25 protein-coding genes and 5 pseudogenes are annotated in these 20,846 nt (G+C 71.7%); 8 read left to right on the top strand and 22 right to left on the bottom strand.

Annotated elements, in window-relative coordinates; all coding sequences use genetic code 11:
- Nucleotides 1-18 precede the first annotated feature (18 nt).
- The 17 genes and pseudogenes from ACRAWC_RS23175 to ACRAWC_RS23255 all read right to left on the bottom strand — a co-directional run bounded on the left by ACRAWC_RS23175 (nucleotide 19) and on the right by ACRAWC_RS23255 (nucleotide 13,052).
- Nucleotides 19-478, bottom strand: a pseudogene (locus ACRAWC_RS23175) (flagellar hook assembly protein FlgD).
- 12 nt (nucleotides 479-490) lie between these two features.
- Nucleotides 491-844 carry a flagellar hook-length control protein FliK gene (locus ACRAWC_RS23180; protein ID WP_431349769.1) on the bottom strand — a complete coding sequence of 118 codons (354 nt, stop codon included), beginning with the start codon at nucleotides 842-844 and terminating at the stop codon, nucleotides 491-493.
- Between the two features lie 357 nt (nucleotides 845-1,201).
- Entirely contained in the window at nucleotides 1,202-1,957 is a 756-nt protein-coding gene (locus ACRAWC_RS23185) for a hypothetical protein (protein WP_431349770.1), read from the bottom strand.
- Nucleotides 1,954-2,646, bottom strand: coding sequence for a C40 family peptidase (locus tag ACRAWC_RS23190; protein ID WP_431219523.1), 693 nt, complete (start codon nucleotides 2,644-2,646; stop codon nucleotides 1,954-1,956). Before ACRAWC_RS23190 ends, ACRAWC_RS23185 begins: the two co-directional genes overlap by 4 nt.
- Nucleotides 2,643-3,077, bottom strand: a complete 435-nt coding sequence (locus ACRAWC_RS23195) for a hypothetical protein (protein ID WP_431349771.1) — start codon at nucleotides 3,075-3,077, stop codon at nucleotides 2,643-2,645. Before ACRAWC_RS23195 ends, ACRAWC_RS23190 begins: the two co-directional genes overlap by 4 nt.
- Nucleotides 3,077-4,380: pseudogene (locus tag ACRAWC_RS23200) on the bottom strand (FliI/YscN family ATPase). Before ACRAWC_RS23200 ends, ACRAWC_RS23195 begins: the two are co-directional and overlap by 1 nt.
- A gap of 8 nt (nucleotides 4,381-4,388) precedes the next feature.
- Entirely contained in the window at nucleotides 4,389-4,994 is a 606-nt protein-coding gene (locus ACRAWC_RS23205; RefSeq protein WP_431246096.1) for a FliH/SctL family protein, read from the bottom strand.
- Nucleotides 4,984-5,993: pseudogene (gene fliG, locus ACRAWC_RS23210) on the bottom strand (flagellar motor switch protein FliG). The gene ACRAWC_RS23205 and the pseudogene fliG overlap by 11 nt, the downstream one beginning before the upstream one ends.
- The gene (fliF, locus tag ACRAWC_RS23215; RefSeq protein WP_431349772.1) at nucleotides 5,990-7,600 is read right to left on the bottom strand and encodes a flagellar basal-body MS-ring/collar protein FliF; all 1,611 of its coding nucleotides are present in this window, start codon (nucleotides 7,598-7,600) and stop codon (nucleotides 5,990-5,992) included. Before fliF ends, fliG begins: the two are co-directional and overlap by 4 nt.
- A complete protein-coding gene (fliE, locus tag ACRAWC_RS23220) occupies nucleotides 7,600-7,905 on the bottom strand; it encodes a flagellar hook-basal body complex protein FliE (protein ID WP_431219527.1) in 306 nt (101 codons plus the stop codon). Before fliE ends, fliF begins: the two co-directional genes overlap by 1 nt.
- On the bottom strand, nucleotides 7,905-8,297 hold the full coding sequence (locus ACRAWC_RS23225; RefSeq protein WP_431349773.1) for a flagellar basal body rod protein FlgC: 393 nt from the start codon (nucleotides 8,295-8,297) through the stop codon (nucleotides 7,905-7,907). The genes fliE and ACRAWC_RS23225 overlap by 1 nt, the downstream gene beginning before the upstream one ends.
- 29 nt (nucleotides 8,298-8,326) lie before the next feature.
- A pseudogene (locus tag ACRAWC_RS23230) lies at nucleotides 8,327-8,667 on the bottom strand (flagellar basal body rod protein FlgB).
- A gap of 432 nt (nucleotides 8,668-9,099) precedes the next feature.
- Nucleotides 9,100-9,429 carry a hypothetical protein gene (locus tag ACRAWC_RS23235; protein WP_431349774.1) on the bottom strand — a complete coding sequence of 110 codons (330 nt, stop codon included), beginning with the start codon at nucleotides 9,427-9,429 and terminating at the stop codon, nucleotides 9,100-9,102.
- A complete protein-coding gene (fliD, locus tag ACRAWC_RS23240) occupies nucleotides 9,410-10,795 on the bottom strand; it encodes a flagellar filament capping protein FliD (protein WP_431349775.1) in 1,386 nt (461 codons plus the stop codon). Before fliD ends, ACRAWC_RS23235 begins: the two co-directional genes overlap by 20 nt.
- 172 nt (nucleotides 10,796-10,967) lie before the next feature.
- Nucleotides 10,968-11,222: pseudogene (locus ACRAWC_RS23245) on the bottom strand (flagellar cap protein FliD N-terminal domain-containing protein); the annotation flags it as partial.
- An 86-nt stretch (nucleotides 11,223-11,308) separates the two neighbouring features.
- Nucleotides 11,309-12,145, bottom strand: coding sequence for a flagellin (locus ACRAWC_RS23250; protein ID WP_431246100.1), 837 nt, complete (start codon nucleotides 12,143-12,145; stop codon nucleotides 11,309-11,311).
- A gap of 82 nt (nucleotides 12,146-12,227) precedes the next feature.
- Nucleotides 12,228-13,052, bottom strand: coding sequence for a sigma-70 family RNA polymerase sigma factor (locus ACRAWC_RS23255; protein WP_431349776.1), 825 nt, complete (start codon nucleotides 13,050-13,052; stop codon nucleotides 12,228-12,230).
- A gap of 352 nt (nucleotides 13,053-13,404) precedes the next feature.
- Between ACRAWC_RS23255 and flgN the strand changes: the two genes are divergently transcribed.
- The 6 genes from flgN to ACRAWC_RS23285 are packed head-to-tail and all read left to right on the top strand — an operon-like array spanning nucleotide 13,405 to nucleotide 16,627.
- On the top strand, nucleotides 13,405-13,941 hold the full coding sequence (gene flgN / locus ACRAWC_RS23260; protein ID WP_431349777.1) for a flagellar export chaperone FlgN: 537 nt from the start codon (nucleotides 13,405-13,407) through the stop codon (nucleotides 13,939-13,941).
- Complete coding sequence (gene flgK, locus ACRAWC_RS23265) at nucleotides 13,938-14,900, top strand: flagellar hook-associated protein FlgK (RefSeq protein ID WP_431246101.1); 963 nt, start codon at nucleotides 13,938-13,940, stop codon at nucleotides 14,898-14,900. Before flgN ends, flgK begins: the two co-directional genes overlap by 4 nt.
- Complete coding sequence (locus ACRAWC_RS23270) at nucleotides 14,840-15,361, top strand: flagellar basal body rod C-terminal domain-containing protein (RefSeq protein ID WP_431246102.1); 522 nt, start codon at nucleotides 14,840-14,842, stop codon at nucleotides 15,359-15,361. The genes flgK and ACRAWC_RS23270 overlap by 61 nt, the downstream gene beginning before the upstream one ends.
- A gap of 2 nt (nucleotides 15,362-15,363) precedes the next feature.
- The gene (locus ACRAWC_RS23275) at nucleotides 15,364-15,588 is read left to right on the top strand and encodes a hypothetical protein (RefSeq protein ID WP_431349778.1); all 225 of its coding nucleotides are present in this window, start codon (nucleotides 15,364-15,366) and stop codon (nucleotides 15,586-15,588) included.
- Between the two features lie 38 nt (nucleotides 15,589-15,626).
- Nucleotides 15,627-16,247, top strand: a complete 621-nt coding sequence (locus tag ACRAWC_RS23280; RefSeq protein ID WP_431349779.1) for a flagellin — start codon at nucleotides 15,627-15,629, stop codon at nucleotides 16,245-16,247.
- Nucleotides 16,244-16,627 carry a flagellar assembly protein FliW gene (locus tag ACRAWC_RS23285; protein ID WP_431349780.1) on the top strand — a complete coding sequence of 128 codons (384 nt, stop codon included), beginning with the start codon at nucleotides 16,244-16,246 and terminating at the stop codon, nucleotides 16,625-16,627. The genes ACRAWC_RS23280 and ACRAWC_RS23285 overlap by 4 nt, the downstream gene beginning before the upstream one ends.
- 15 nt (nucleotides 16,628-16,642) lie before the next feature.
- Here the strand turns inward: ACRAWC_RS23285 and ACRAWC_RS23290 are convergent, their stop codons facing one another.
- The 3 genes from ACRAWC_RS23290 to ACRAWC_RS23300 are packed head-to-tail and all read right to left on the bottom strand — an operon-like array spanning nucleotide 16,643 to nucleotide 17,915.
- Nucleotides 16,643-17,125, bottom strand: a complete 483-nt coding sequence (locus ACRAWC_RS23290) for a hypothetical protein (protein ID WP_431246104.1) — start codon at nucleotides 17,123-17,125, stop codon at nucleotides 16,643-16,645.
- The gene (locus ACRAWC_RS23295; protein WP_431349781.1) at nucleotides 17,041-17,622 is read right to left on the bottom strand and encodes a serine hydrolase domain-containing protein; all 582 of its coding nucleotides are present in this window, start codon (nucleotides 17,620-17,622) and stop codon (nucleotides 17,041-17,043) included. Before ACRAWC_RS23295 ends, ACRAWC_RS23290 begins: the two co-directional genes overlap by 85 nt.
- Complete coding sequence (locus ACRAWC_RS23300; RefSeq protein ID WP_431349782.1) at nucleotides 17,619-17,915, bottom strand: hypothetical protein; 297 nt, start codon at nucleotides 17,913-17,915, stop codon at nucleotides 17,619-17,621. Before ACRAWC_RS23300 ends, ACRAWC_RS23295 begins: the two co-directional genes overlap by 4 nt.
- Before the next feature lie 159 nt (nucleotides 17,916-18,074).
- Between ACRAWC_RS23300 and ACRAWC_RS23305 the strand changes: the two genes are divergently transcribed.
- Nucleotides 18,075-18,491, top strand: coding sequence for a DUF4383 domain-containing protein (locus ACRAWC_RS23305; protein WP_431349783.1), 417 nt, complete (start codon nucleotides 18,075-18,077; stop codon nucleotides 18,489-18,491).
- Between the two features lie 109 nt (nucleotides 18,492-18,600).
- On the top strand, nucleotides 18,601-19,062 hold the full coding sequence (locus tag ACRAWC_RS23310; protein WP_431349784.1) for a hypothetical protein: 462 nt from the start codon (nucleotides 18,601-18,603) through the stop codon (nucleotides 19,060-19,062).
- A gap of 42 nt (nucleotides 19,063-19,104) precedes the next feature.
- Here ACRAWC_RS23310 and ACRAWC_RS23315 read toward each other — a convergent pair whose 3' ends face one another.
- Both ACRAWC_RS23315 and ACRAWC_RS23320 read right to left on the bottom strand, forming a co-directional pair.
- Nucleotides 19,105-19,452: an FHA domain-containing protein gene (locus tag ACRAWC_RS23315; protein ID WP_431349785.1), complete on the bottom strand. Its 348-nt coding sequence runs from the start codon at nucleotides 19,450-19,452 to the stop codon at nucleotides 19,105-19,107.
- Nucleotides 19,453-19,500: 48 nt separating this feature from the next.
- A complete protein-coding gene (locus ACRAWC_RS23320; protein WP_431246109.1) occupies nucleotides 19,501-20,811 on the bottom strand; it encodes an ATP-dependent DNA helicase in 1,311 nt (436 codons plus the stop codon).
- Nucleotides 20,812-20,846 lie beyond the last annotated feature (35 nt).

A 20,846-nucleotide genomic window follows, 5' to 3' on the forward strand; every position in this document is an offset into this window, starting at 1 on the left:
GAGGAAGTGCGGTGGAGGTCAGGCGGCCGGCGCCGGCGCCGCGGGCGTCGTGGACGGGGTGACCACGCCGAGGATGGAGTCGAGCGCGATCTTCTGGTCGCCGATCGTGACGACCGGGACGGCGCCCGCGTAGGAGACGGAGGAGGCGACGCCCGTCTGCGTGTCGCCCTTCTTGTCGATGTAGCTCACGGTGTGGCCGATCAGGGCCGCCGCAGCCTGCCGCATCTGAAGGGCGAAGCCCTCCTGCGCGGTGGTGTCCATGTTGGTGAGCTTCTCCATCATGGCCAGCTGGGTGGTCTGGGCGATCATCTGGTTGGTGTCCATCGGCGAGCTCGGGTCCTGGTTGCGGAGCTGGGTGACCAGCAGCTGGCATGAACGCCTCGCCGTCGAGGGACTGCTTCGGTGTGCGCGTGGGGGCGGTGGAGTAGATGCCGCCCGTGGAGGCGGTATCGGTTCCGGTGATGGGGTCGACGGCCACGGTGGCTCCCTTCTAGACGATCAGGTCGATGGTGTGGGCGAGGCCGTCCGCGGGTGCGGCGGCCGTGGAGCAGGTGGATGCGGCGCGAGCAGCGGTGCCGCGCGGCTCGTCACGGGGCCGGCCCGCGAACGGACGGCCACCGGCGGGAGCGTCGTGCTGCGGCGACGGCTGGCTCTGCGACGACAGGTCGAGGCTGCCGGTGAGCCCCGACCCGGCGAGGTCGCGGCGGAGGTCCGGCAGGATGGCGCGGAGCGCGTCGCGGCCGACGTCGGTCGGCGCGAACAGCTCGACGCGGACGCCTTCGCCGCCCACATGCGCGCGCACGGTGACGGGTCCGAGGGTGTCCGGCCGGACGTGCACGACCATGACGTGCTCCCCGCCCCGGCGGCCGCGAGGGTGAACACCGGGCGGGCGAGCTGGCCGGCGAGCGGCGGAGCGGTGGATGCGGCGGGCGCGGGCGCCGCGGCGGGCGCGGGTGCCGAGACGGGTTGCGCGGCGAGGGTGCGCTCGGCGAGGGCGGGGCCGCCGCGGCCGGGGTCGCCGATGCGGGTGCGGCGACGTCGGCCGGGGTCGGCTTCGGGCGGCCGGATGCCGGGGTTGCGGTCGCCACGATCGTCGGCGGTGTGGATGCGGACGGCGCCGCGGTCGGCGCGGCCAGGAGACGGCTCCTGTTGCGGGAGGTGAGCAGCTGCGGCGACGGTGCGCTGTGCGGGCGCCGCGGCGTCATCGCCGGAACCGGCTATCGCCGGGGAAGCGTTCGCAGCGCTCATCGTGCCGCCAGCGGCACCGGAGACAGTGGGTGCGGGAGAAGCGGCGGATGCGGCTGCCGGCGCTCCCGGAGGCGGCACCCGCAGTCAGGGCCGACGCGGGGGCCGTCCGGGTCGCGGGGGACGGCTTGGCCGGCGCGCCGACCGTCGCCGCCGGCGTGCCTTCCGCCGCCGGGCCCGCGGCGACCGCCGGCTGCGGCGTGACATCGGCGACTGCAACGGCGAGGGCGGCGGGGGCGACCGGCGCCGACACCGAGGCAGGAGCCGTCGGAACTGCGGGGACGTCGGCCGACGGCTCCGTCGCGACCGTCGCCGGGGGCGCGGCGAGCGCATCCACCGCCACGACCGCCGTCGCATCGACGGGCGTCATCGCTACGACCGCTGCCGTGTCGACCGGAGCGGTCACAGCAGTGCCCACGTCCGAGCCCTTCGCGGCAGCGTCCGTCTTCTGATCGCTGGTGGTGGCGGCGGCATCCTGCTGCGTCCCGGCCGCCGCATCCTTCGCGTGCACGGCGTGGCCGCCGCGGGCCGCGGGGCGACCGGCTGCGGTTCGTGCGTCCGCCTGCGCATTCCGGGGCCCCGCATCCACGGCGCCCTGGAGGAAGGCGTCGAACGCGTCGCCCGAGCCCTTCGCCGAGGAGGCCGGCCCGTGCGCCGCCGTACGTCCTGTCGTGACCGCCGGGGGCGCCGCCGTCACCGTCGCCGGGCTCACAGCGAGCCGCTCTGCGTGAGGGACGCGAACAGCGACCGCAGCATGTCGGCCTGCGCGGTGGACGTGCCGCCGAGGCCGGCAGCCGCCAGCCCCGTCGCAGTGGGGGCCGCGGGCGCCGCCTGCGGCACGACCCGGCGGATGGTCACGATGTCGGAGTCGCTCATCCAGTTGTTCACGAGGCTCACGTTCCGCCCTTCGCTCGGCGCGTGGATGACCTTGCCGTCGCCCGCGTAGATGACGATGTGCTCGCCGCCGTTGGTGACGATCAGGTCGCCGGGCTGCGCCTGTGCGAGCGAGGGGACCTTCGTGCCCACCGTCGACTGGCCCGAGACGAGACGCGGCACGTCGATCCCGAGGTCCTTGAACACGCGCTGGACGAGACCGGAGCAGTCGAGCCCCGACGCGCTGGTGCCGCCGAAGACGTACGGCACGCCGAGGTACTTCTTGGCATCGTTCACGACGTCCGAGCCGGTCACGGCGCCCGTCGGCGCGGCATCCGTCGCTCCCATCGCTCCGTTCAGCGCCGCCGCGAAGTCGCTCGCCGAGGTTCCGCCGGCCGCGCTCGTCGCCGACGCGCCCGAGGAGCCCGCGGTCCCCGACGTCCGGGTGGTGGCCGCCGCCCCGCCGTCCAGCTGCACCAGCGTCGCCTGGATCTGCGCGATCCGCCCGATCGCATCCGTCACGGTCATGCGTCTCCCCCTCCGCGGGCGCGCTGCCACGCGCCGGTCGCGACCTCGTCGATGGCCGCCTGCTCGGCGCTGAGGTCGCCGGCGACGACGCCCTCGCGGTGCCGCGTCTCGAGCTTCTCCAGCCCGACCGCGCGCTTCTTCGCCTCTGTGAACGCCTGCTGCGCGACCTCGGCGTGCGCCTCGGTCTGTGCGGCGAGCGCGTCCAGGTCGGCGAGCATGCTGCGGCTGGATGCACGCGCCGCGGCCATCGCGAAGAGCGTGCCCGAGTCGGTCGCCTCGACCGGCACGGCATGCAGGGCCGCGATGGCGCGCGCCTGCCGCTCCCCCGCATCCCGCCGCAGCGCGTTGGCCGCGGCGAGATCGCTCGCCGCGTGCTCCTTCTCGATCTGCCGCAGCCGCAGCAGCCCCGCCAGTGCGAACGCCCGTGCCATCACGCGCCTCCCAGCATTCCGATGAGCCCGTCCAGGCGCGCCCACGACTCCGCCGCCGCAGCCGGTTCGCCGATCCCCTGGCGCAGGAACGCGTCGATCGCGTCCGCGTGCGCGACGGCGGCATCCACCTTCGGGTTGGTGCCCGGCTTGTACGCGCCCACGTCGAGCAGGTCCTGCGCGGCCACCTTGGCGGCGAGGATGCTGCGCAGCGCGACCGCGGCCGCCCGCTGCTGCGGGGTGGTCACCCGCGAGGCGAGGCGCGAGACCGAGCCGAGAACGTCGACGGACGGGAAATGGCCGATCACGGAGAGTTTCCTGTCGAGCACGACGTGGCCGTCGAGGATGCTGCGGGCGGCGTCGGCGATCGGCTCGTTGTGGTCGTCGCCGTCGACGAGCACCGTGTAGAGGCCGGTGATCGAGCCCGTCTCGCCGGTGCCGGCGCGTTCGAGCAGCTGCGCGAGCAGCGAGAACGTCGAGGGCGGATAGCCGCGGGTCGCGGGCGGTTCGCCCGCCGACAGGCCGATCTCGCGCTGCGCCATGGCGACGCGCGTCAGCGGAGTCCATCATCAGCACCACGTCGGCGCCCTGATCGCGGAACGCCTCCGCGATGCGGGTGGCCGCGAACGCCGCGCGCAGGCGCATCACGGCCGGCTCGTCGGAGGTCGCCACGACGACGACGGAGCGCGCCAGGCCCTCGGGCCCGAGGTCGTCTTCGAGGAACTCGCGCACCTCGCGCCCGCGCTCCCCCACCAGCGCGATGACCGACACCTGCGCGTCCGTCCCGCGCGCGATCATCGACAGCAGCGACGACTTGCCGACGCCCGAGCCGGCGAACAGTCCGAGGCGCTGGCCGCGCCCGACGGTCACCATCGTGTCGAGCACCCGCACCCCCAGGCCGAGGGGCTGCAGGATGCGCGCGCGGCGCATCGCGTCGGGCGCGCGGTTGCCGAGCGCGACGAAGCCCTCCGGCTCGATCAGGGCCCTTTCCGTCGATGGGGCGGCCGAGGGCGTCGATGACGCGGCCGAGCATCCCGCGGCCGGTCGGCACCAGCAGCGGTGCGCGCACGGCCCGCGCCGGAGCGCCCGCAGCCACCCCGGCCAGGGACCCGTACGGCATGACGCGCACGCGGTCCGACGTGGTCGCCACCACCTCGGCGTGCACGCCGGGCTCGTCGCCGATCACGACGACGTCGCCGATCGCCGCACGCACGCCTTCGAGCTCGGCGCCCAGCCCGACCACACCGGTCACCCGGCCGACGCGCTCGACCGCGGCCGCCTCGACGGCGGTCCCCCAGCGATTCAGCAGCGCGCTCACGATAGCGCCTCCCGCGCCCGCAGAAGCGCCTCCTGGATGCGCGCATCCAGCCATCCGCCCGGCAGCTCGCCGATCGCGTCCCCGCGGCTCAGCGCGGGGTCGGCCACCAGGCGCAGGTCCTCGGAGACGGCTCCCGCCCGGCGGAGGTCCGCGACGTCGTCCGGGTGCAGCCGCACGATCGGCAGCGCTCCCCCGTCGGCCGCCGCGACGACCCGGGCGACGGCCGCGCGTGCGGCCGCGACGCGATCCTCGAGCGCGACACCGACCACCGTCGTCGCCAGCTCGAAGGCCGCATCCACCAGGGTGGCCTCCGCGTCCGCCAGCACGGGCACGGTCGCCTCGCGCAGCTCGACGGCCGCCGCGCGCAACGCCGAGGCGAGCAGCGCGACCCGGTCGGCGGCCTCAGCACTCTCCGCCGCGCGGGCGTCCTCCGCCGCGGCGAGCCAGCGCGCCTGCTCCTGGGCGGCGGCGCGACGGCCCTCCGCGAAGCCGGCCGCGTAGCCGCGCGAGCGCGCGGCCGCCATCGCGGCACGCTCGTGCTCCGTCGCGGCGACGACCGGGACGGCGAGCGGCTCGAAGGCGAGCGCGGCCTCACTCGACATATGCGTCCTCGTCCCCGCGCTGCACGGTGATCGCGCCGGCGGCCTCCAGGTCGCGGATGGCGCGCACGATCTCCGCCCGGGCGTCCTCGACCTGCGAGATCCGCACCGGGCCCAGGATGCGCACCTCGTCCTCGAGGATCTCGCGGTTGCGCTCCGACAGGTTCGTCGTGATGATCTCGGTGACCGCCTCGGCGGCGCCCTTCATGGCGACGGCGAGCACCGCCGCATCCACCCCGCGCAGCACCTGCTGCACGTCGCGCGCCTCGAGCCGGACGATGTCGCCGAAGGTGAGCATGCGCGACCGCACCTCCTCGGCGAGCTGCGGGTCGCGCTGCTCCAGCGCCTCCAGCAGGGCCTTCTCGGTGGCGGCGTCGGAGCGGTTGATGATGTCGACCAGGGCTGCACTCCGCCGACCGCGTCGGAGGCGGCGCGCGCCGAACCGACAGCGCCGGCGCGCTGCTTCAGCGTCTCCGCGACGACGCGGACCGCATCCGGGCTGGGCGATCCCATCGTCGCGATGGCGTGCGCGACCTCGGTGCGTGCGCGCTCATCCAGCCCGGTGAGGATGCGCGACGCGTGATCCGCGCGCAGGTGGGCGAGCACGAGGGCGCTGGTCTGCGGCAGCTCCCCCGCCAACAGCATCTGCACCTGGGCGGGCTCGATCGCGTCGAGGAACTCGAACTGCTTGCCGGCCAGGTTGGAGGCGACGCGGGCCAGCACGCCCGTGGCGCGCTCCGCGCCGAACGAGGCCTCCAGCAGCCCCACCGCGATGTCGCGGCCGCCGCGCGTGGTCACCGTGCCGCGGGTCGCGAGGTCGTGGAACTCGTTCAGCGCCTTCTCGGCGACCCCGGCGTCGACGCGGCGCATCCGCAGGATCTCCGCGGTGATCTCGTCGGCCTCCTCGTCGGAGAACTGCTTCATCACCTGGGCGGCGCGCTGCTGATCCATGTTCATCAGCACGACGGCGACCTTCTGCGCGCCGGTCAGCGTCGCGTTCATACGCCGGCCCTGTCATCCATGAGGCTGCGCAGGAACTCGGCGGTCCGCTGCGGGTCGCGCTCGGCGAGGGCCTCGATCTCGGCTTTGCGCCGGTCGGCCTCGAGCTCGGCCGGGTCGGGCGTCGGGTCCGGCAGCGGGTCGAGCTGCATCGGGACGGTCGGCGCGGCCTGCTCCAGGGCGATCGGGAACATGCCGGCGCCGAGAGCAGGCGTGTCCGCGTCCGCCGCCAGTTCTGCGGTCTCGGCGGCGCGGCGGCGGCTGCGGCGGACGAGCGCGAACGCGATGATCGCGGCCGCGACGATGGCCCCGGCGATGAGGGAGGTGCGGATGATGCTCGTCAGCTGGTCGGCCGCCGCGGCATCCTTCGCCTCCTTCAGCGCCTTCGCCGCCTCGGTGGCGCCCGCCTTGCTGAACGGCACCATCTCGACGCTGACCGAGTCGCCGCGCTTGACGTCGATGCCCGCGGCCGCGTTCACCAGGTTGCGGATCTCGTTGGCGCTGACGCTGCCCACCGCGTCCGAGTTGAGCGCGACCGAGACGGTCCTGGCGGTTGATGGCGCCGGCCGGGATGGTGCGCTGCTCGGTGACCTTCTGTCGACCGCGTTGTCCTTCGTGCTCGACTCCGAGTTGAACGTCCCGTTGCCGTTGCCGCCGTTGGGCACCGCGATGTTGTCCGGGCCGAGCACGCCGGCGCTCGAGCCGCTCCCCGTGCCTGTGTACGTCTCCTTCTGGGTGCTCTCGCTCAGCGACGGCGCGTTCGTCGGGGCCGTGAACGACTCCTCCGTGCGCTGCGCCGTCTCGGTGCTGACATCCGCGGCGACCGCGACGGTCGCATTGCCCACGCCGACCACCTTGTCGAGCATCTCCTGCACGGCCGACTTCACGCGGGTCTCGTAGTAGTCGCTGGCCTGCTTGTCCGCTCCCCCGGTGGCGCCGCCGCCGACCGTGCTGAGCACCGTGCCGTCGGCGTCGACCACCGCGACGTCCGTGGGCTTCATGTCCGGGACGGCGGCGCTGACCAGGTGCACGATCGCCTGCACCTGGTCCGCGCTGAGCGTCACCCCGGCCTGCGTCTCGACGAAGACGGACGCCGTCGGATCCTTCTTCTCGGCGGCGAACACCGTCTCCTGCGGGATCGCCAGCCGCACGGAGGCCGTCTTGACGCCCTTCATCGCGCCGATCGTGCTGCCGAGCTCGCCCTCCATCGCGCGCTTGTACGTGACGTTCTGCTGGAACTCGGACGAGGTGACGCCCATCTTGTCGAGCAGCGAGTACCCGCCGGTGTTCGACGCGGGCAGCCCGGCCGATGCGGCCTTCAGGCGCTCGTCGTAGACCTTCTCCTGCGGCACGAGGATGGTCGAGCCGCCATCGGTGAGCTGGTACGGCACGCCGTCCGTGCGCAACTGGTCGACGATCGCCGAGGCGTCGGAGGCCGCGACCCCGGAGAAGAGCGGCGTGTACGACGGCTGCGCCGCCCACATCGAGATGCCGGTGATCCCGAGCGCGACCACGGCCACGCCGATGAGAGCGATGACCCGCTGGGCCACGCTGAAGCCGCGGATCGAGTCGCCGATCCGCCGGAAGAAGCTCGTCACCTGCTGGGGCATCAGGCCTGCATCCGCATGATCTCGTTGAACGCGTCGACGGCCTTGTTGCGGACGCCCGAGATCAGCTCGAGGGTGACCTGCGCGCGGGTGGATGCGAGCGTCGCGTTGTGGATGTCGTCCAGGTTGCCGGTGACGGCCTGGATCGCGAGCTTGTCACTCGTGCCCTGCAGCCGCTGCAGATCGTCGACGGCGCCCGTGAGGGCGTTTCCGAAGGCCGCTCCCCCGGTGCCGGTGGGCGCCGAGGCGGGAGTGACGCCGGTGGATGCGGTGACGCCGGAGAGCGCGCCGATAGCGGGGATGGGCATCAGTTCTTTCCGATCTGCAGGGCGGCCTGATAGGTCTCCTTGGCGCGGTCCACGACGCCGGCGTTGGCCTGATACCCGCGCTGCGCCATGATGAGCGCGCCCATCTGCTCGGACAGGTCGATATCGGGGTAGCGCACGTAGCCCTTGGCGTCGGCGACGGGGTTGTCGGGCTCGTAGACGAGCCGGCCCTCCGCGCTTCCGTAGGCGGCGCCCGCGACGTACGCGCCGGACACGCCCTCCCCCTCCTGGGCCACGATGTAGCGCGCCTGGAAGGCCGCGCCGTCGGTCGGCTTGGCCGTGTTGATGTTGGCGATGTTGTCCGAGATGGCGTCCAGCCACTTCCGGTGCAGGGTCAGGCCGGTGCCGGCGATCCCGATGGCGTCGAAGGTCACGTCATGCTCCTTGAGGTCGAATCCGGGATTCAGGTGGTCTTGAGGGCGGCGCGGATGGCGGAGAACTGGTTGCCCGCGGCCTGCGGGCGAACTGGAAGCGCAGCACCGTGTCGACGTTCGAGAGCGTCTCGGTGTCGAGGTTCACGTTGTTGCCGTCGAGCCGCGTCGGCTCCAGCGAACGCGCCATGGTCGCGGTGGTGTGCCCGTCGTGGGCGGCGACGGAGGCGGCGAGAGCGTCTTCGAACGTCACGCGCTCGGCGGTGTAGCCCGGCGTGTTGACGTTGGCGATGTTGTTGGCGATGGCGCGTTGGCGCGCGGCGAGGCCGTCGAGGGCGCTCGCGAGGGCGGCGCTGGTCACGGATTCGAGCACAGCTGCACTCCAGGGTCGTGGGGCGGCCCATCCGTGGCCAGTCGATGAGCGATCCGTGCTCGTACAGAGCTATCGGCCGCCTCTCCCCCGCCGTTAGATACCGCGTTCAGGGGACATTCGCTGCGCGATTCCCACACCGTCATCCACAGCTTGTACCCCGGTGTGAATTACAACCATGTGTTTTCGAAGAAACGTTCGAATGCGCGTGAGACAGCGGAAAACTCCAGGTCAGGGGCATCTTTGGTTTTCTGAGAATCTGAGAAACCGCACATCCCGCGCGTGTCCTCCACACCCGCAATGCATTCATCCACGAGTTCTCAACAGAGTTATCCACAGGTGGACAACCCATAAGGCAGCGGACGCGGCAGAGTCGCCGCTGCGCTGTCGCAGGCGTCGCCGCGCCGGGGTACAGCGAGGGGCCTCGCCAGGGGGTCAGCCGATCAGATCGAAGTAGACCGGATGCGGCCCGGCCTCCGAGCGGGGGACCGCCCGCACCGCCGCCAGGTGCCTCGCGGTCGTCTGTCTGACGTCCTCCAGGTACCGCGCCGTGTGCAATTGCGCCTCGAGCAGGCGCGCCGCGCGCTCCTGCAACTCGGGCAGGATCGGACCCAACCCGATGGGCGGACGCCACGGCACGGGGTCCACCTGCGCGAGCGCTCCATGCAGCTCGCTCTCCATGCGGTCGAGGGCGTCGGACCAGCCGAGAACGCCCTCGTGCAGCGGTTCGTCCTCGCGGACGGCGTCAGGCGACTCCGAGGTCACGATCCGCCTCGCCGGTCGTCGCTGCCGGGAGCAGGCGGGCCGCCTCGTGCCAGGTCTGCCGCAGCGGCTCGGCCAGCTCGATCGCCTCGCGCACCTTGCCGGCGTCGCGCTCGATCATCCCGCCGACGATGAGGTCGGCGAGGTACCCGTACAGCTGCAGGAGACCGTCGGCGCCGTCCCACAGGTCCACCCGGAGCGACCCGGCGAGCTCGGCCACGATCTGGTCGGCGTGGCGCAGGTTCTCCCACGCGGTCGGCCACTCCGTCGCCTGAAGTGCGGCCTCGCCGCGGGTCAGGTCGAGCAGCAGCCGGTCGTACAGCATGGTCAGCAGCCGGGCGGGGCTCGCCGAGAGGACGCTGTCGCGGTTGTACGCGGAGAGCTTGGCGGCAGCGGAGGTGAGGACGTTCATCAGGCGCTCGCAGTCGGGAGGGAGGAGAGCTGGCCGGTCAGCCAGGAGGACTGGGACTGGAGCTGCTGCAGCTGCACCTCGAGGTTCGCGTACGTCTTCTCGAGGGTGGACCGCCGGTCGGTGAGCCGCGTGTCCCAGTCGGTGATCTGGTCGTTGAGGTCTTTGACGGTCGACTGCTCGCCCTTGATCCGCAGAGAGGGAGCCCGTGTAGGTGTCGCTGGCGGCCGTGGAGGCGTCGGCGACCCGCTGCGCGATGGTGGTGAGCGCCGCTTTCACCGTGACCGGGTCGGCCGCCATGGCCGCGCCGAACACCTTGTCGTCGAAGGCCACCGTGCCGTCGCGCTGGATGCTGATGCCGTACGTGGACGGCGACACTCCGTTGACCGGCGCGCTGATCGCATCCACCAGCTTCTGGTTGACGTCGCGCGTGGTCGAGTCGCCGGTGAACGGGCCGCCGGTGACGACCGTCCCGCCTGCCGCGTCGGTGGTGGTGGCGACCGCCTGCTTCGACGCGATCAGGGTGAAGATGTCGTTCACGCTCGAGACGAGCGAGCTCGCGGCGGCGGTCAGGCTCTTGTCGTCGCGCGCGACGGTCAGCGTGACCGGGGTGGCGGAGGCGGCGGTCACCGTCACGGCGACGCCCGGGAGGACGTCCGAGAACGTGTTGGTGGAGCTGGTGACGGTCTGTGCGGCGCCGGTCCCTGCCCACAGGGTGAGCTGCGCATCCTGAGCGGCCCGCACCTGCGCGGCGCCCGGATCGGAGAGGAGGTTCGTGGCGGTGCCCGCGGTGACGTCGGCCGTCGTGCCGCGGTAGGCGGTGAAGGCGCCGGCCGTGCCGGTCTTGGTGGAGCTCAGCTGCAGACGGTAGAGCTGCTGCCCGGTGGCCGGATCGAGCCCGGCGGCGACCTGGGTGGCGCTGACGCCGACACCCCGCCTGGTTGATCGCGGCGGCGACATCGGCGAGCGAGGAGCTGCCGGCCGTCACCTGCTTCATGGTCCCGTCGGACGCGACGAAGGTCAGCGTCGGGGGCTGGTCGGGCCACTGGGTGAGCGGGCCGGTCACCGTGACCTGCGACTGGGCCAGCGTGTCCACGGTGAAGTCGATGGTGCCGTCCACGGCTCCGGTGCCCGCGGTCGCGGTGACGGCGGTGGAGCTGGAGGTGGCGGTGTGGAGGTCGGTGCCCGCCGGCTTCGCGAGCTTCGCGGCCGAGTCGGCCAGCGCGGCGACCTTCGTGTTGAGGGCCTGCATCGCGGTGATGTAGGTGGTGGAGTCGGCGACCTTGCTCTTCAGCAGGGTCTGCGGAATCGCCTCCGCCTGCATGAGGCTGTTGATCAGACTGGTGGTCTGCAGGCCGCTGATCAGCCCGTCGACGGCCATGCCCATGGGCCGGTCTCCCTCCTACGACGATGGTGCGGGTGGTTCGGCGGCCGGAGCGCGCTTTGGGGTCTGCGCTCCGGCCGCCGGGCCTATCAGCGGAGCAGCTGCAGCACGCCCTGGTTGGACTGGTTCGCCTGAGCGAGCATCGCCGTGCCGGCCTGCGACAGGATGTTGGAGCGCGTGTACTTCACCATCTCCTCCGCCATGTCGGTGTCGGTGATGCGGCTGGACGCGGCCGACAGGTTCTCCTTGGAGACGTTGAGGCTGCGAACGGCCGACTCGAAGCGGTTCTGCGAGGCGCCGAGCTCCGAACGGGCGGTGGAGATCGCGGTGATCGCGGTGTCGATCGCCGTGATGGTCGTGTTCGCCGTCGCGTTGCTGGTGACGTCGAAGCCGGTCGCGCCGGTCGCGCCGGACAGCGTGCCGACCGAGGTCGCCACGTCGGCCAGGTTGACCGCGATGGTGTCGTTGGCGGTCGAGCCGGCGCCCACCTGGAAGTTCAGCGAGCCGCCCTTGAGCAGGTCGATCCCGTTGAAGTTGGTGCCCTGCGTGATGCGGTCGAGCTCCTTGCCCAGCTCGTCGGCCTCCGTCTTGATCGCCGAGCGCGAGGTCGCGTTGTTCGAGTCGTTGCCGCCCTGCACCGCGAGGTCGCGCATGCGCTGCAGGATGGAGTGGACCTCGGTGAGCGAACCTTCAGCGGTCTGCACGACGCTGATGCCGTCCTGAGCGTTGCGGGCGGCCACGGTGAGACCGCCGACCTGCGACTTCAGGCCCTCCGAGATGGCGAGACCCGCCGCGTCGTCCGCCGCACGGTTGATGCGGAGGCCGCTGGACAGCTTCTCGAGCGACTTCGACAGCTCGCCCTGCGTGTTGTTCAGGTTGCGGTAGGCGTTGTTCGCCGCGATGTTGGTGTTGATCTGCATACCCATGATGTTTCCTCCATGACTGGGTGGTGGTTCGCGGCCCTTCCGTGGTCCGCATCAGCCTCTATCGGCTGTCGTTGCCGTCCCGTTAGCGGTGCGTCTCAGGACGCCCGCACCGAGCTCGGCGACGTGGGGGAAGGCGGGAGACCCCGGCGACCGCATGCTGGGCGAGACGCGCCAGATAGGCGCTGCGCCGGGCCTGCGAGGTCTTCGCCTCGATCACGACGGGGTCTCCCTCGTCGGCGTAGTGGGTCGCCATCCCCTCGCGCATGAGGCGCACGGCCTCGGAGCGCTGCTGGGAGACGGCGGAGTGCGTGATGCCGAGCTCTTCCGCGATCTCGGTCACGGTGCGGTCGTCGAAGTAGATGGCCTCGACGATGGACCGCATCCGGTCGGGGAGTGCGGCGACGGCCGCGCGCACGTAGGCGGTCTGCTCGTCGGCCAGCAGGGACTCCTCCGGGCCGATCGTGCCGGAGACCAGCAGGGGCTCGATGGTCTCGTCGAGCGCGCTGACCGTCCGCGAGGCGTCTGCCAGGCCGGCCGCGGCGGTCTCGCGGTCGACGCCGAGGGCGTTCGCGATCTCGTCGACGCTCGGCGCACGGCCGAGGGATGCGGTCAGGCTCTCCTGCACGGCCAGCGTCTGCTTGATGCGCTTGCGGGCGCCGCGGGTGGCCCAGTCGGAGGCGCGCAGCTCGTCGGCGAGCGCGCCCACGATCCGGGTGCGGGCGTAGGCGCCGAACGGGACGCCGGTGCCGGCGTCGAAGGCGTCCGCGGCCTGCACGAGGGCCACGGCCCCGGCGGACGCGAGATCGTCGCGGGACAGGTGCGTGGCGCGCGAGCACAGGTCGGAGACCAGGTAGCCGACGAGCGGCAGGTTCTCGACGACGAGCGCGTTGCGTTCGTTCCGGTTCACGCTGGGCGACCCCTCTTCATCGGACGGATACGTTGCGACGACCTCTTTCGGGGAGGCGTCTCTCAAGTACTCGGGCGGTGCGGTGGACGCTCGGGCTTAGTCGGGTGCCGAGCGCGGTGCTAGGGGTCTTTCGTTGTTCACGGTAACAATCCCCGACCACCGGGATGGCGCCCTCACTGCCCCCATTACGGGGCAGCACCTACCCCAGTACGGGGAATACTGACAGGGCGCAATGAAGCGGTAAGTCGCATCCCGGATCCGCGCCATCGCGCGCCTAACATCGGGCGCAAGCGTGCCGATGGTCTGTATCGGCGGGGCAGCATCCGCCGCCCTTCAGACCCGAGGAGACCAGGTGCGCACATCGACCCACGAGGAAGTTGGTAGCGACATGGCCGCGAGCGAGCTGTCGGCACAGCTGTGGAAGGAGCGCGAGCTCCTCGAGCTCCTGCTGTTCAAGCTCGAAGAGGAGCAGCTGCTGCTGATCGCCGGCAAGTCCCGCTGGATCTCGCACGCCACCCGCGAGGTCGAGCAGGTGATCGAGCGGATGCGCGCGGTCGGCCTGGCGCGCACGGTCGAGGTCGCCTCCCTCGCGGAGGAGTGGGGCATCGGTCAGGATGCGACCCTGCGGGAGCTGGCGACCGCGGCCCCCGACGGCATCTGGTCTGACATCTTCCGGGTCCCATCTCGCCGCCATGACGGAGCTGACGGCGCAGATCGCCGAGGTGCGCGACACGAACGAGCGTCTGCTGCGCGAGGCCGCGCGCTCGACGCAGGAAACGCTGAGCTCTCTCTCGGGCGGCGCAGACGAGCCGGGCGTCTACGGCGCGAGCGGCACGGGCAGCCTGGGCGACACGGCACGCTTCTTCGACACGGAGGCCTGACCGGATGAGCACCTTCAGCGGGCTGAACACCGCCTACTCGGGCCTGGTCGCCGCCAAGGCCGGCCTGGACGTGGTGGGCCAGAACCTCGTGAACGCCAACACCCAGGGGTACACCCGGCAGCGCGTGAGCACGTCCGGTGTGCCCGCCCTCAACTCCACCGGATTGTTCAGCGGCGGCGTGCGCCCGGGCCAAGGGGTCAGCGTCGACGGCATCCAGCGCCTCGACGACGCCGCCATGGACGCCCGCGTGCGCACGACCACCGCGCTCTCCGGCTACACGAACACCCGCGCCGGCGCCCTGTCGACGCTGGAGTCGTCGCTCAACGAACCGGGCACGAACGGCCTCTCGGCGCAGCTGCAGAAGTTCTGGTCGGCCTGGGGCGACGTCGCCAATCAGGCGGGGGAGCAGGCACCGGCCGGCGTGCTGCTCGGTCAGGCCGGCAGCCTGGTCACCCAGCTGCAGACCGGCTACCGGGCCGTCGACGACCAGTGGACGGCGCTGCGCGGCTCGGTCGACGGCATGGTCTCCGACCTGAACACCGCGGCGACAGAGGTCGCCGACCTGAACGGCCGCATCCGCACCGCGCTCGCCTCCGGGCAGTCGGCGAACGAGCTGATGGACCGCCGTGACCTGCTCACCACCTCCATCGCCAAGCTGGCCGGGGGAGTGGTGCGACCGCACGACGACGGGACGGTGGATGTGCTGGTCGGCGGCAATGCGCTGGTCAGCGGCACCATGGCCAACGCCGTCACGGCGGCCGGAGCATCCCGCCTGGCCGATGCCGCCGGCGACCCTCCGCGGCTCGAATGGGCGTACCGGCCGGGAGCCGCGATCGCCATGGAGGGCGGCTCGATCGCCGGAGCGCTCTCATCGCTCGCTCCCGCCGACGCTAACGGCACGGGGGAGTGCTGGCCGAGGCGGCCGCCGGCTACAACGCGTTCGCGGTCACACTCGCCCAGCGGGTGAACGCCGTGCACCAGACCGGCACGACGCCCACCGGCGCGACCGGTCTCGACTTCTTCGCCATCGACCCGGCCAAGCCCGCCGCTCTCGGCCTCTCCGTCGTCCCGACCGGCGTCGGCCAGATCGCCACCGGCACTCCCGGCGCCGGTGGGGCGGACGGCAGCGTCGCCGACGCCATCAGCCGGCTCGGGACCGGCGCCGACGCGGTCGACAAGCAGTGGTCCGCCTTCGTCGTGCGCGTCGGCGTCGCCAGCAAGACGGAGCAGCAGCAGTCCGATCTGGCCGACCTGGCCACCAGCTCCGCGACGAACGCCCAGCTCGCGGGCGCCTCCGTCGACCTGGACGAGGAGAACATGAACATGCTGTCCTTCCAGCACGCCTACCAGGGCGCCGCGCGCGTGATGACCGCCGTGGACGAGGCCCTCGATGTGCTCATCAACCACACCGGACTCGTCGGGAGGTAGCCGTGATCAGCAGAGTGACGAACGCGACCCAGACCCTCAACGCCCAGCGCAACCTGCAGCTGAGCCTGCAGCGCCAGGCGCAGCTGTACGACCAGGCGACCAGTCGCCGGCTGCTCAACAAGCCGTCGGACGACCCGACCGCCACGGCGAGCGCCCTCGGCGTGCGATCCGACCAGGCGGCGACGTCGCAGTACCAGCGCAACGTGGGCAACGGCGACGGTGGCTGACGACGGCCGACTCGGCGCTGACCAGCGTCGAGAGCCTCATGCACCGCGTCCGCGACCTCACCGTGCAGGGCTCCAACTACGGCGCGATGTCGCCCGAGGCGAAGCAGTCGATCGCGACCGAGCTCGACGGGCTGAAGCAGAGCCTGCTCTCGCTGGCGAACACGACCTACCTCGGTCGCACCGTTTTTGCGGGAAACTCCGACGCCGGCGTCGCCTTCCAGCCCGACTACTCGTTCACCGGTACCGCGGGAAGTACAGTGGAGCGCAGGATCGGCCCGGACACCACGGTGCGGGTGGATGCGGATGGAGCGGCGGCGTTCGGCACCGGCGCGTCGTCGGTGTTCGCGCTGATCGACGACATTGCGAACGACCTCCGCACCGGTGTGAGCACGACCCCGCGCCTGGCGCAGATCGACGACAGGATGAAGGCCATCGTGGGAGAGCACGCGGAGGTCGGCGGCCGCCAGACCCGCATCGACAAGGCGAAGGATGCGCTCGCCGTCGGCGCCAACAGCCTGGAGGGCCAGCGGGCGTCGCTGGAGGACGTGGATCTGAGCAAGGTGATCCTGGACCTGAAGACGCAGGACGTGAACTACCAGACCGCGATCGCGGTCACCGCCCGTGTGCTCCAGCCGACCCTGATGGACTTCCTCCGATGACCGCTGTCTGCTTCCTCACGCCCCCTCCCGGCCTCGAGCCCCTGGACGACTTCTCGCTGGAGCCGGTCGCCGGCGCCGACGGGCTCTTCACGCTCGCCTCGATCGAGCGTCCGGAGATCCGCCTCTTCACCATCGACGCCTCCCGCCACCTGCCGGGCTACTCGCCCGAGCTGCCCGACGACCGCGCCATCGAGCTCGGCATCGCGGTGGCGGAGGACGCGCTGCTGCTGGTCGTCGTGACCCCCTCCCGCGAGGGCAGCACCGTCAACCTGCTGGCGCCGGTCGTGGTCAACCGCGCGACGGGGTCCGCCCTCCAGCTGGTGCTGGAGGACGACGCGTTCCCGGTGCGCGCCGAACTGGCGGCGCTGGCCGGAGCGTAGGCTCTCGGCGCCCGCTCAGCCGGCCTTCTTGGCCGGGCACGGGGACGCCTTCTTCATCGCGTCGACCGTCTGCTGCTCCGACCAGGGGAGCGAGGCGACCGTCTTCGCCCCCTTCTGCTTCGCGGGCACCTTGGAGGCGATGGAGGCGAGCCGCTGCGCCAGCGACTGGGCGAATCCCGCGCCGGGCGTCGAGTTGTTGAGGGCGACGACCACGGTCAGCCCCGACGAAGGGTCGGAGAAGACCGCGGAGAGGTAGCCGGGCACCGCACCGCTGCTGCCGCGCAGCGGGCCGAGCAGCTGCACGCCGAGGCCGTAGCGCTGCCACGACTCGCCGTTGACCACCGCGTCGGCCTGCGCCGTGCGCGACTTCTCGCTCAGCAGGCTGCCGCTCGCCAGCGCCTGTCCGAACGCCTTCAGGTCGGGGAGGTTCGAGACGACTCCCCCGAGGTCCAGCCCTGCGAGGGCGACATGCGGCTCACGTCGCGCATGGGCTCGCACACCACCGCGCCCGCCGCATCCAGACCGACCGAGTAACCGGCGGGATGCCGGCCCGGCACCGTGAACTGGCCGCTGCCCGGGAGCACGCTCGCGCTCATCCCGAGCTTGTCGAACACGTACTGCTTGTAGAGCTCGGGCCAGCTGCGGTTCGTCGCGTTCTCCAGCGCCATGCCGACGAGCACGGCGTTGGTGGCGGAGCGGCCGTACTTCTCGCCCGGCGTGCCGTACCGCTCCATCGCGATGCCGTCGCTGGCCAGCTCGAGCGGCGGCCACTGACGGGTCGGGTTCATGATGAACTTCGGGTTCAGGGCACCGATGTAGTCGTTGATCCCGGAGGTGTTCTGGCAGAGCTCGCGCATGGTGACGCCGTCGACCCCGACGAGGCCGGGGATCCACTTGGTGAGCGGGTCGTCCAGCCCGACGCGGCCCTCGTCCACGAGCTCGAGCAGCACCGTGCAGGTCATCGGGGTGGTGTTCTGCCCGATCCGGAAGGTCATGTCCTCCGACACCGGGGTCGACCCGCCGCGGGTCGTCGTGCCCTGCGCGGTGGTCCAGCTGCCCGCCCAGGGGCCCAGACGCCGGCGAACCCGGCGGACGCGTCGGTCAGCGTCATCGCGTCGGTGATGGCGGTCGACAGGCGCTTCTCGACGTCCTTCGGGAAGCCGCCCGGCTGCTGCGACGGCAGGTCCGCGCTGCCCGCCGATGAGGTGCAGCCGGCCAGGATGAGCGCTACGAGCCCGGCCGTCGCGGTGAGCGCGATCCGCCCGAACTTCGTGTCTCGTCGCGTCACTTGTACCCCCGGCGGTCGGCCCTGCGTGTCCAGCGATTGTAACGTGCGGCAGAAAGGCGACCGCCGCATAGGGGCTATGGCGGCAATCCGATCGGGACGACGCTTCGAATGGGAAGTGAGGCGCGCGACCGTGCGCCGTCCTACGGAAGGAACGACACAATGCGCAACTCACCGAATCGCCTGGTGGCCACCATCTTCGGTGCGGTCTACCTGCTGGTCGGGCTCCTCGGCTTCGCCGTCACCGGCGGTGTCGGCTTCATCGCCACCAAGGGCGGGCTGCTGCTCGGCATCTTCGAGGTGAACCCGCTGCACAACATCGCGCACCTCCTGATCGGCGCCGCCCTGCTCATCGCCGGTCTGACCCGCGTGGCCGCCGCCAAGGCCGTCAACATCACCGTCGGCGCCGTGTACCTGCTGCTCGGCATCATCGGCTTCTTCCTCGTGGGCACCGCCGCCAACATCCTGGCGCTGAACACCCTGGACCACTTCCTGCACCTGGTGAGCGCGATCGTCCTCCTCGGTGTCGGCCTCGGCGCCGACCGCGGGACCCGCGCCACGGCCGCAACGGTCCGCTGAGCTGGCCACGGCTCCTATGAGCAGGATGACGGGAACGCTGCGGGTCGCCCCTCGCCGCCTCGGCCCCTAAAGCCGTCGCGGTGGGCCCGGCGACCCGCGGTGCCTCGCCGTGGCCGCGCTGGGAGCCGGGCTGCTTCATGCGGCCCTGGCTCCCAGCGCACCTCCAGCCCTGCTCGCCGGCTTCCTGCTGATCGCTCTCGCCGAGCTGGGCTGGGCGGCGGCCACCCTGGCCCGCGACCACCCACCGGCGCTCCGGCTCGTGCCCGCCGTGGCCCTTGTGCCCGTGGGGCTCTGGGCCGCGCTGGCCGTCGTCGGCGCGACCGCCTCCGGCGGGACGGTCCTCGCCCTTCCGCTGGTGCCGATGGGTGCGGCCTCCCTTCTGGATGTCGCCGTCGCCGCGACCACGGCGGTGGTGATCCGCCGGGCGCGACCGCTACCGGGCCGGGATGCGCCGCTCCGCTTCGTGGTCGCGCTCCTGCTCAGCGCCTGCGCGGTGTGCGCGGTCACCATCCCGGCGCTCGGGCTCACCGACGCCGGCGTCGCCGCGGTGACGGTGCACCACCACCACTGACCGTCCGCGGCCGGTCAGGACCGTCAGCGGCGGGTCAGCCCGTCAGCGGCGGGTGAGGGCGAACGACACGCTGCCGAGCCGGACGATCGAGCCGGGGTCGACCTCGTGCCGGGTCTTCGGATCGCACGCGAAGGTCCCCTCGCCCGGGTAGGTGATCGTGGTGCCGTTCGCGGACCCGAGGTCCATCACCCAGAAGACGCCGTCGTACTGACCGAACGCGAGGTGCGCGCGCGAGACGGACTTCGCGTCGTCCTCCACTGTGACGAGCTCGACGTGGCCCGGGTCGTCCATCTCCGTGCCGGGTGTGTGCACTGCCGGGTTCCGCCCGATCACGCCGTTGCCGCTGGTCTCCAGCCGCTGCCCGTCGCTGAAGTCCAGTACGAAGGTCACCGCCACGTCCGTCCCCTCTCCGTCATGCCGCTCACCGCGCCGCCCCGCTCATCGCGCCGCCTGCGCGACCGGCATGGTGACCGGGCGCGCATCCCGCATGAACCGCTCCACGTCCGGGTCCACCGTGATATCGCTCGGGCGCAGCGGCCGGGTCAGATAGAGCCCTTCGAGCGTCGTGATGCGGCTGAGCGCCACGTACGTCTGCCCGGATGTGAATGCCCGCGTCCCCAGGTCGACGATCGCCGCGTCGTACGTCTTGCCCTGCGACTTGTGGATGGTGACGGCCCACGCCAGCCGCAGTGGGAACTGCGTGAACTCGGCCACCACGTCCTTCGTGAGCTTCTTCGTCTCGGGGGACCAGTTGTAGCGGAACTTCTCCCAGATCGCCGGCTCGACCTCGTGCACCTCGCCGTCGACCTCCACGTACACAGTGGAGTCGATCTTCGTGACCGTGCCGATCGTGCCGTTCACCCAGCGCGGACCGTCGCCCTGGCCGACGTCGTTGCGCAGGAACATGACCTGCGCGCCCACCTTCAGCTCCAGGGTCTCGTCGGCGGGGAAGTTGCGGCCGCCGAAGTCGCCGCTCACTTCCGCCTTCGCCGTCAGGGCCCGGCCCGGCAGCCGCTCGAGCGCCTGGGCGTTGATGCGGTTGACGGTGTCGTTCCGCGTCGCGAGGGTGATCGTGCCGTCATCCGGCGCCGGACGGGCGCCCACCTCGTTGAGCCGGTCGGCGATCTCCTTCGTCACCTGGCCGTGCCGCACCGCGTTGAGCATGAACCGGAAGTCGGACTCGTGCTGCCGGTGCACCTGCAGCAGCTCGACGATGCGCAGGTCGGCCTCCTGCCAGACCTTGGCGTCGAAGAACCACATCGAGCGGTAGGTGTCGGCGAAGTACGCCCGCTCCTCCCGGTCGCCCGGCACGGGCGCCAGCTGGTAGGGGTCGCCGAAGAGCACGACCTGCACGCCGCCGAACGGCTCGCCCGCGCGCTGCCGGGCCTGGCGCAGGCTGCGATCGACCGCATCCATCAGGTCGGCGTTGACCATGGAGACCTCGTCGATCACGAGCGTGTCGATGCTGTTGAGCAGCTTGCGCAGCTCGGCGCTCTGCTCGATGTCGTGGTCGGCGATGACCCCGATCGGCAGCCGGAACAGCGAGTGGATGGTCTGCCCGCCGACATTGAGCGCCGCGACCCCCGTCGGGGCCGAGATCACGAGCGACTTGTCGGTGTTCCACGACAGGTGGTTGAGCAGCGTGGACTTGCCGGTTCCGGCGCGACCCGTGACGAACACGTGCTCGCGGGTGTTCTCGATGAGGTCGAACACCGCCTGCTGCTCGGCGGAGAGGGAAAGACGGCCCAGCGACCTCCCCTTCCGTCTCGCCCGGCTTGCCGGAC

Source organism: Leifsonia sp. L25, assembly GCF_050632895.1.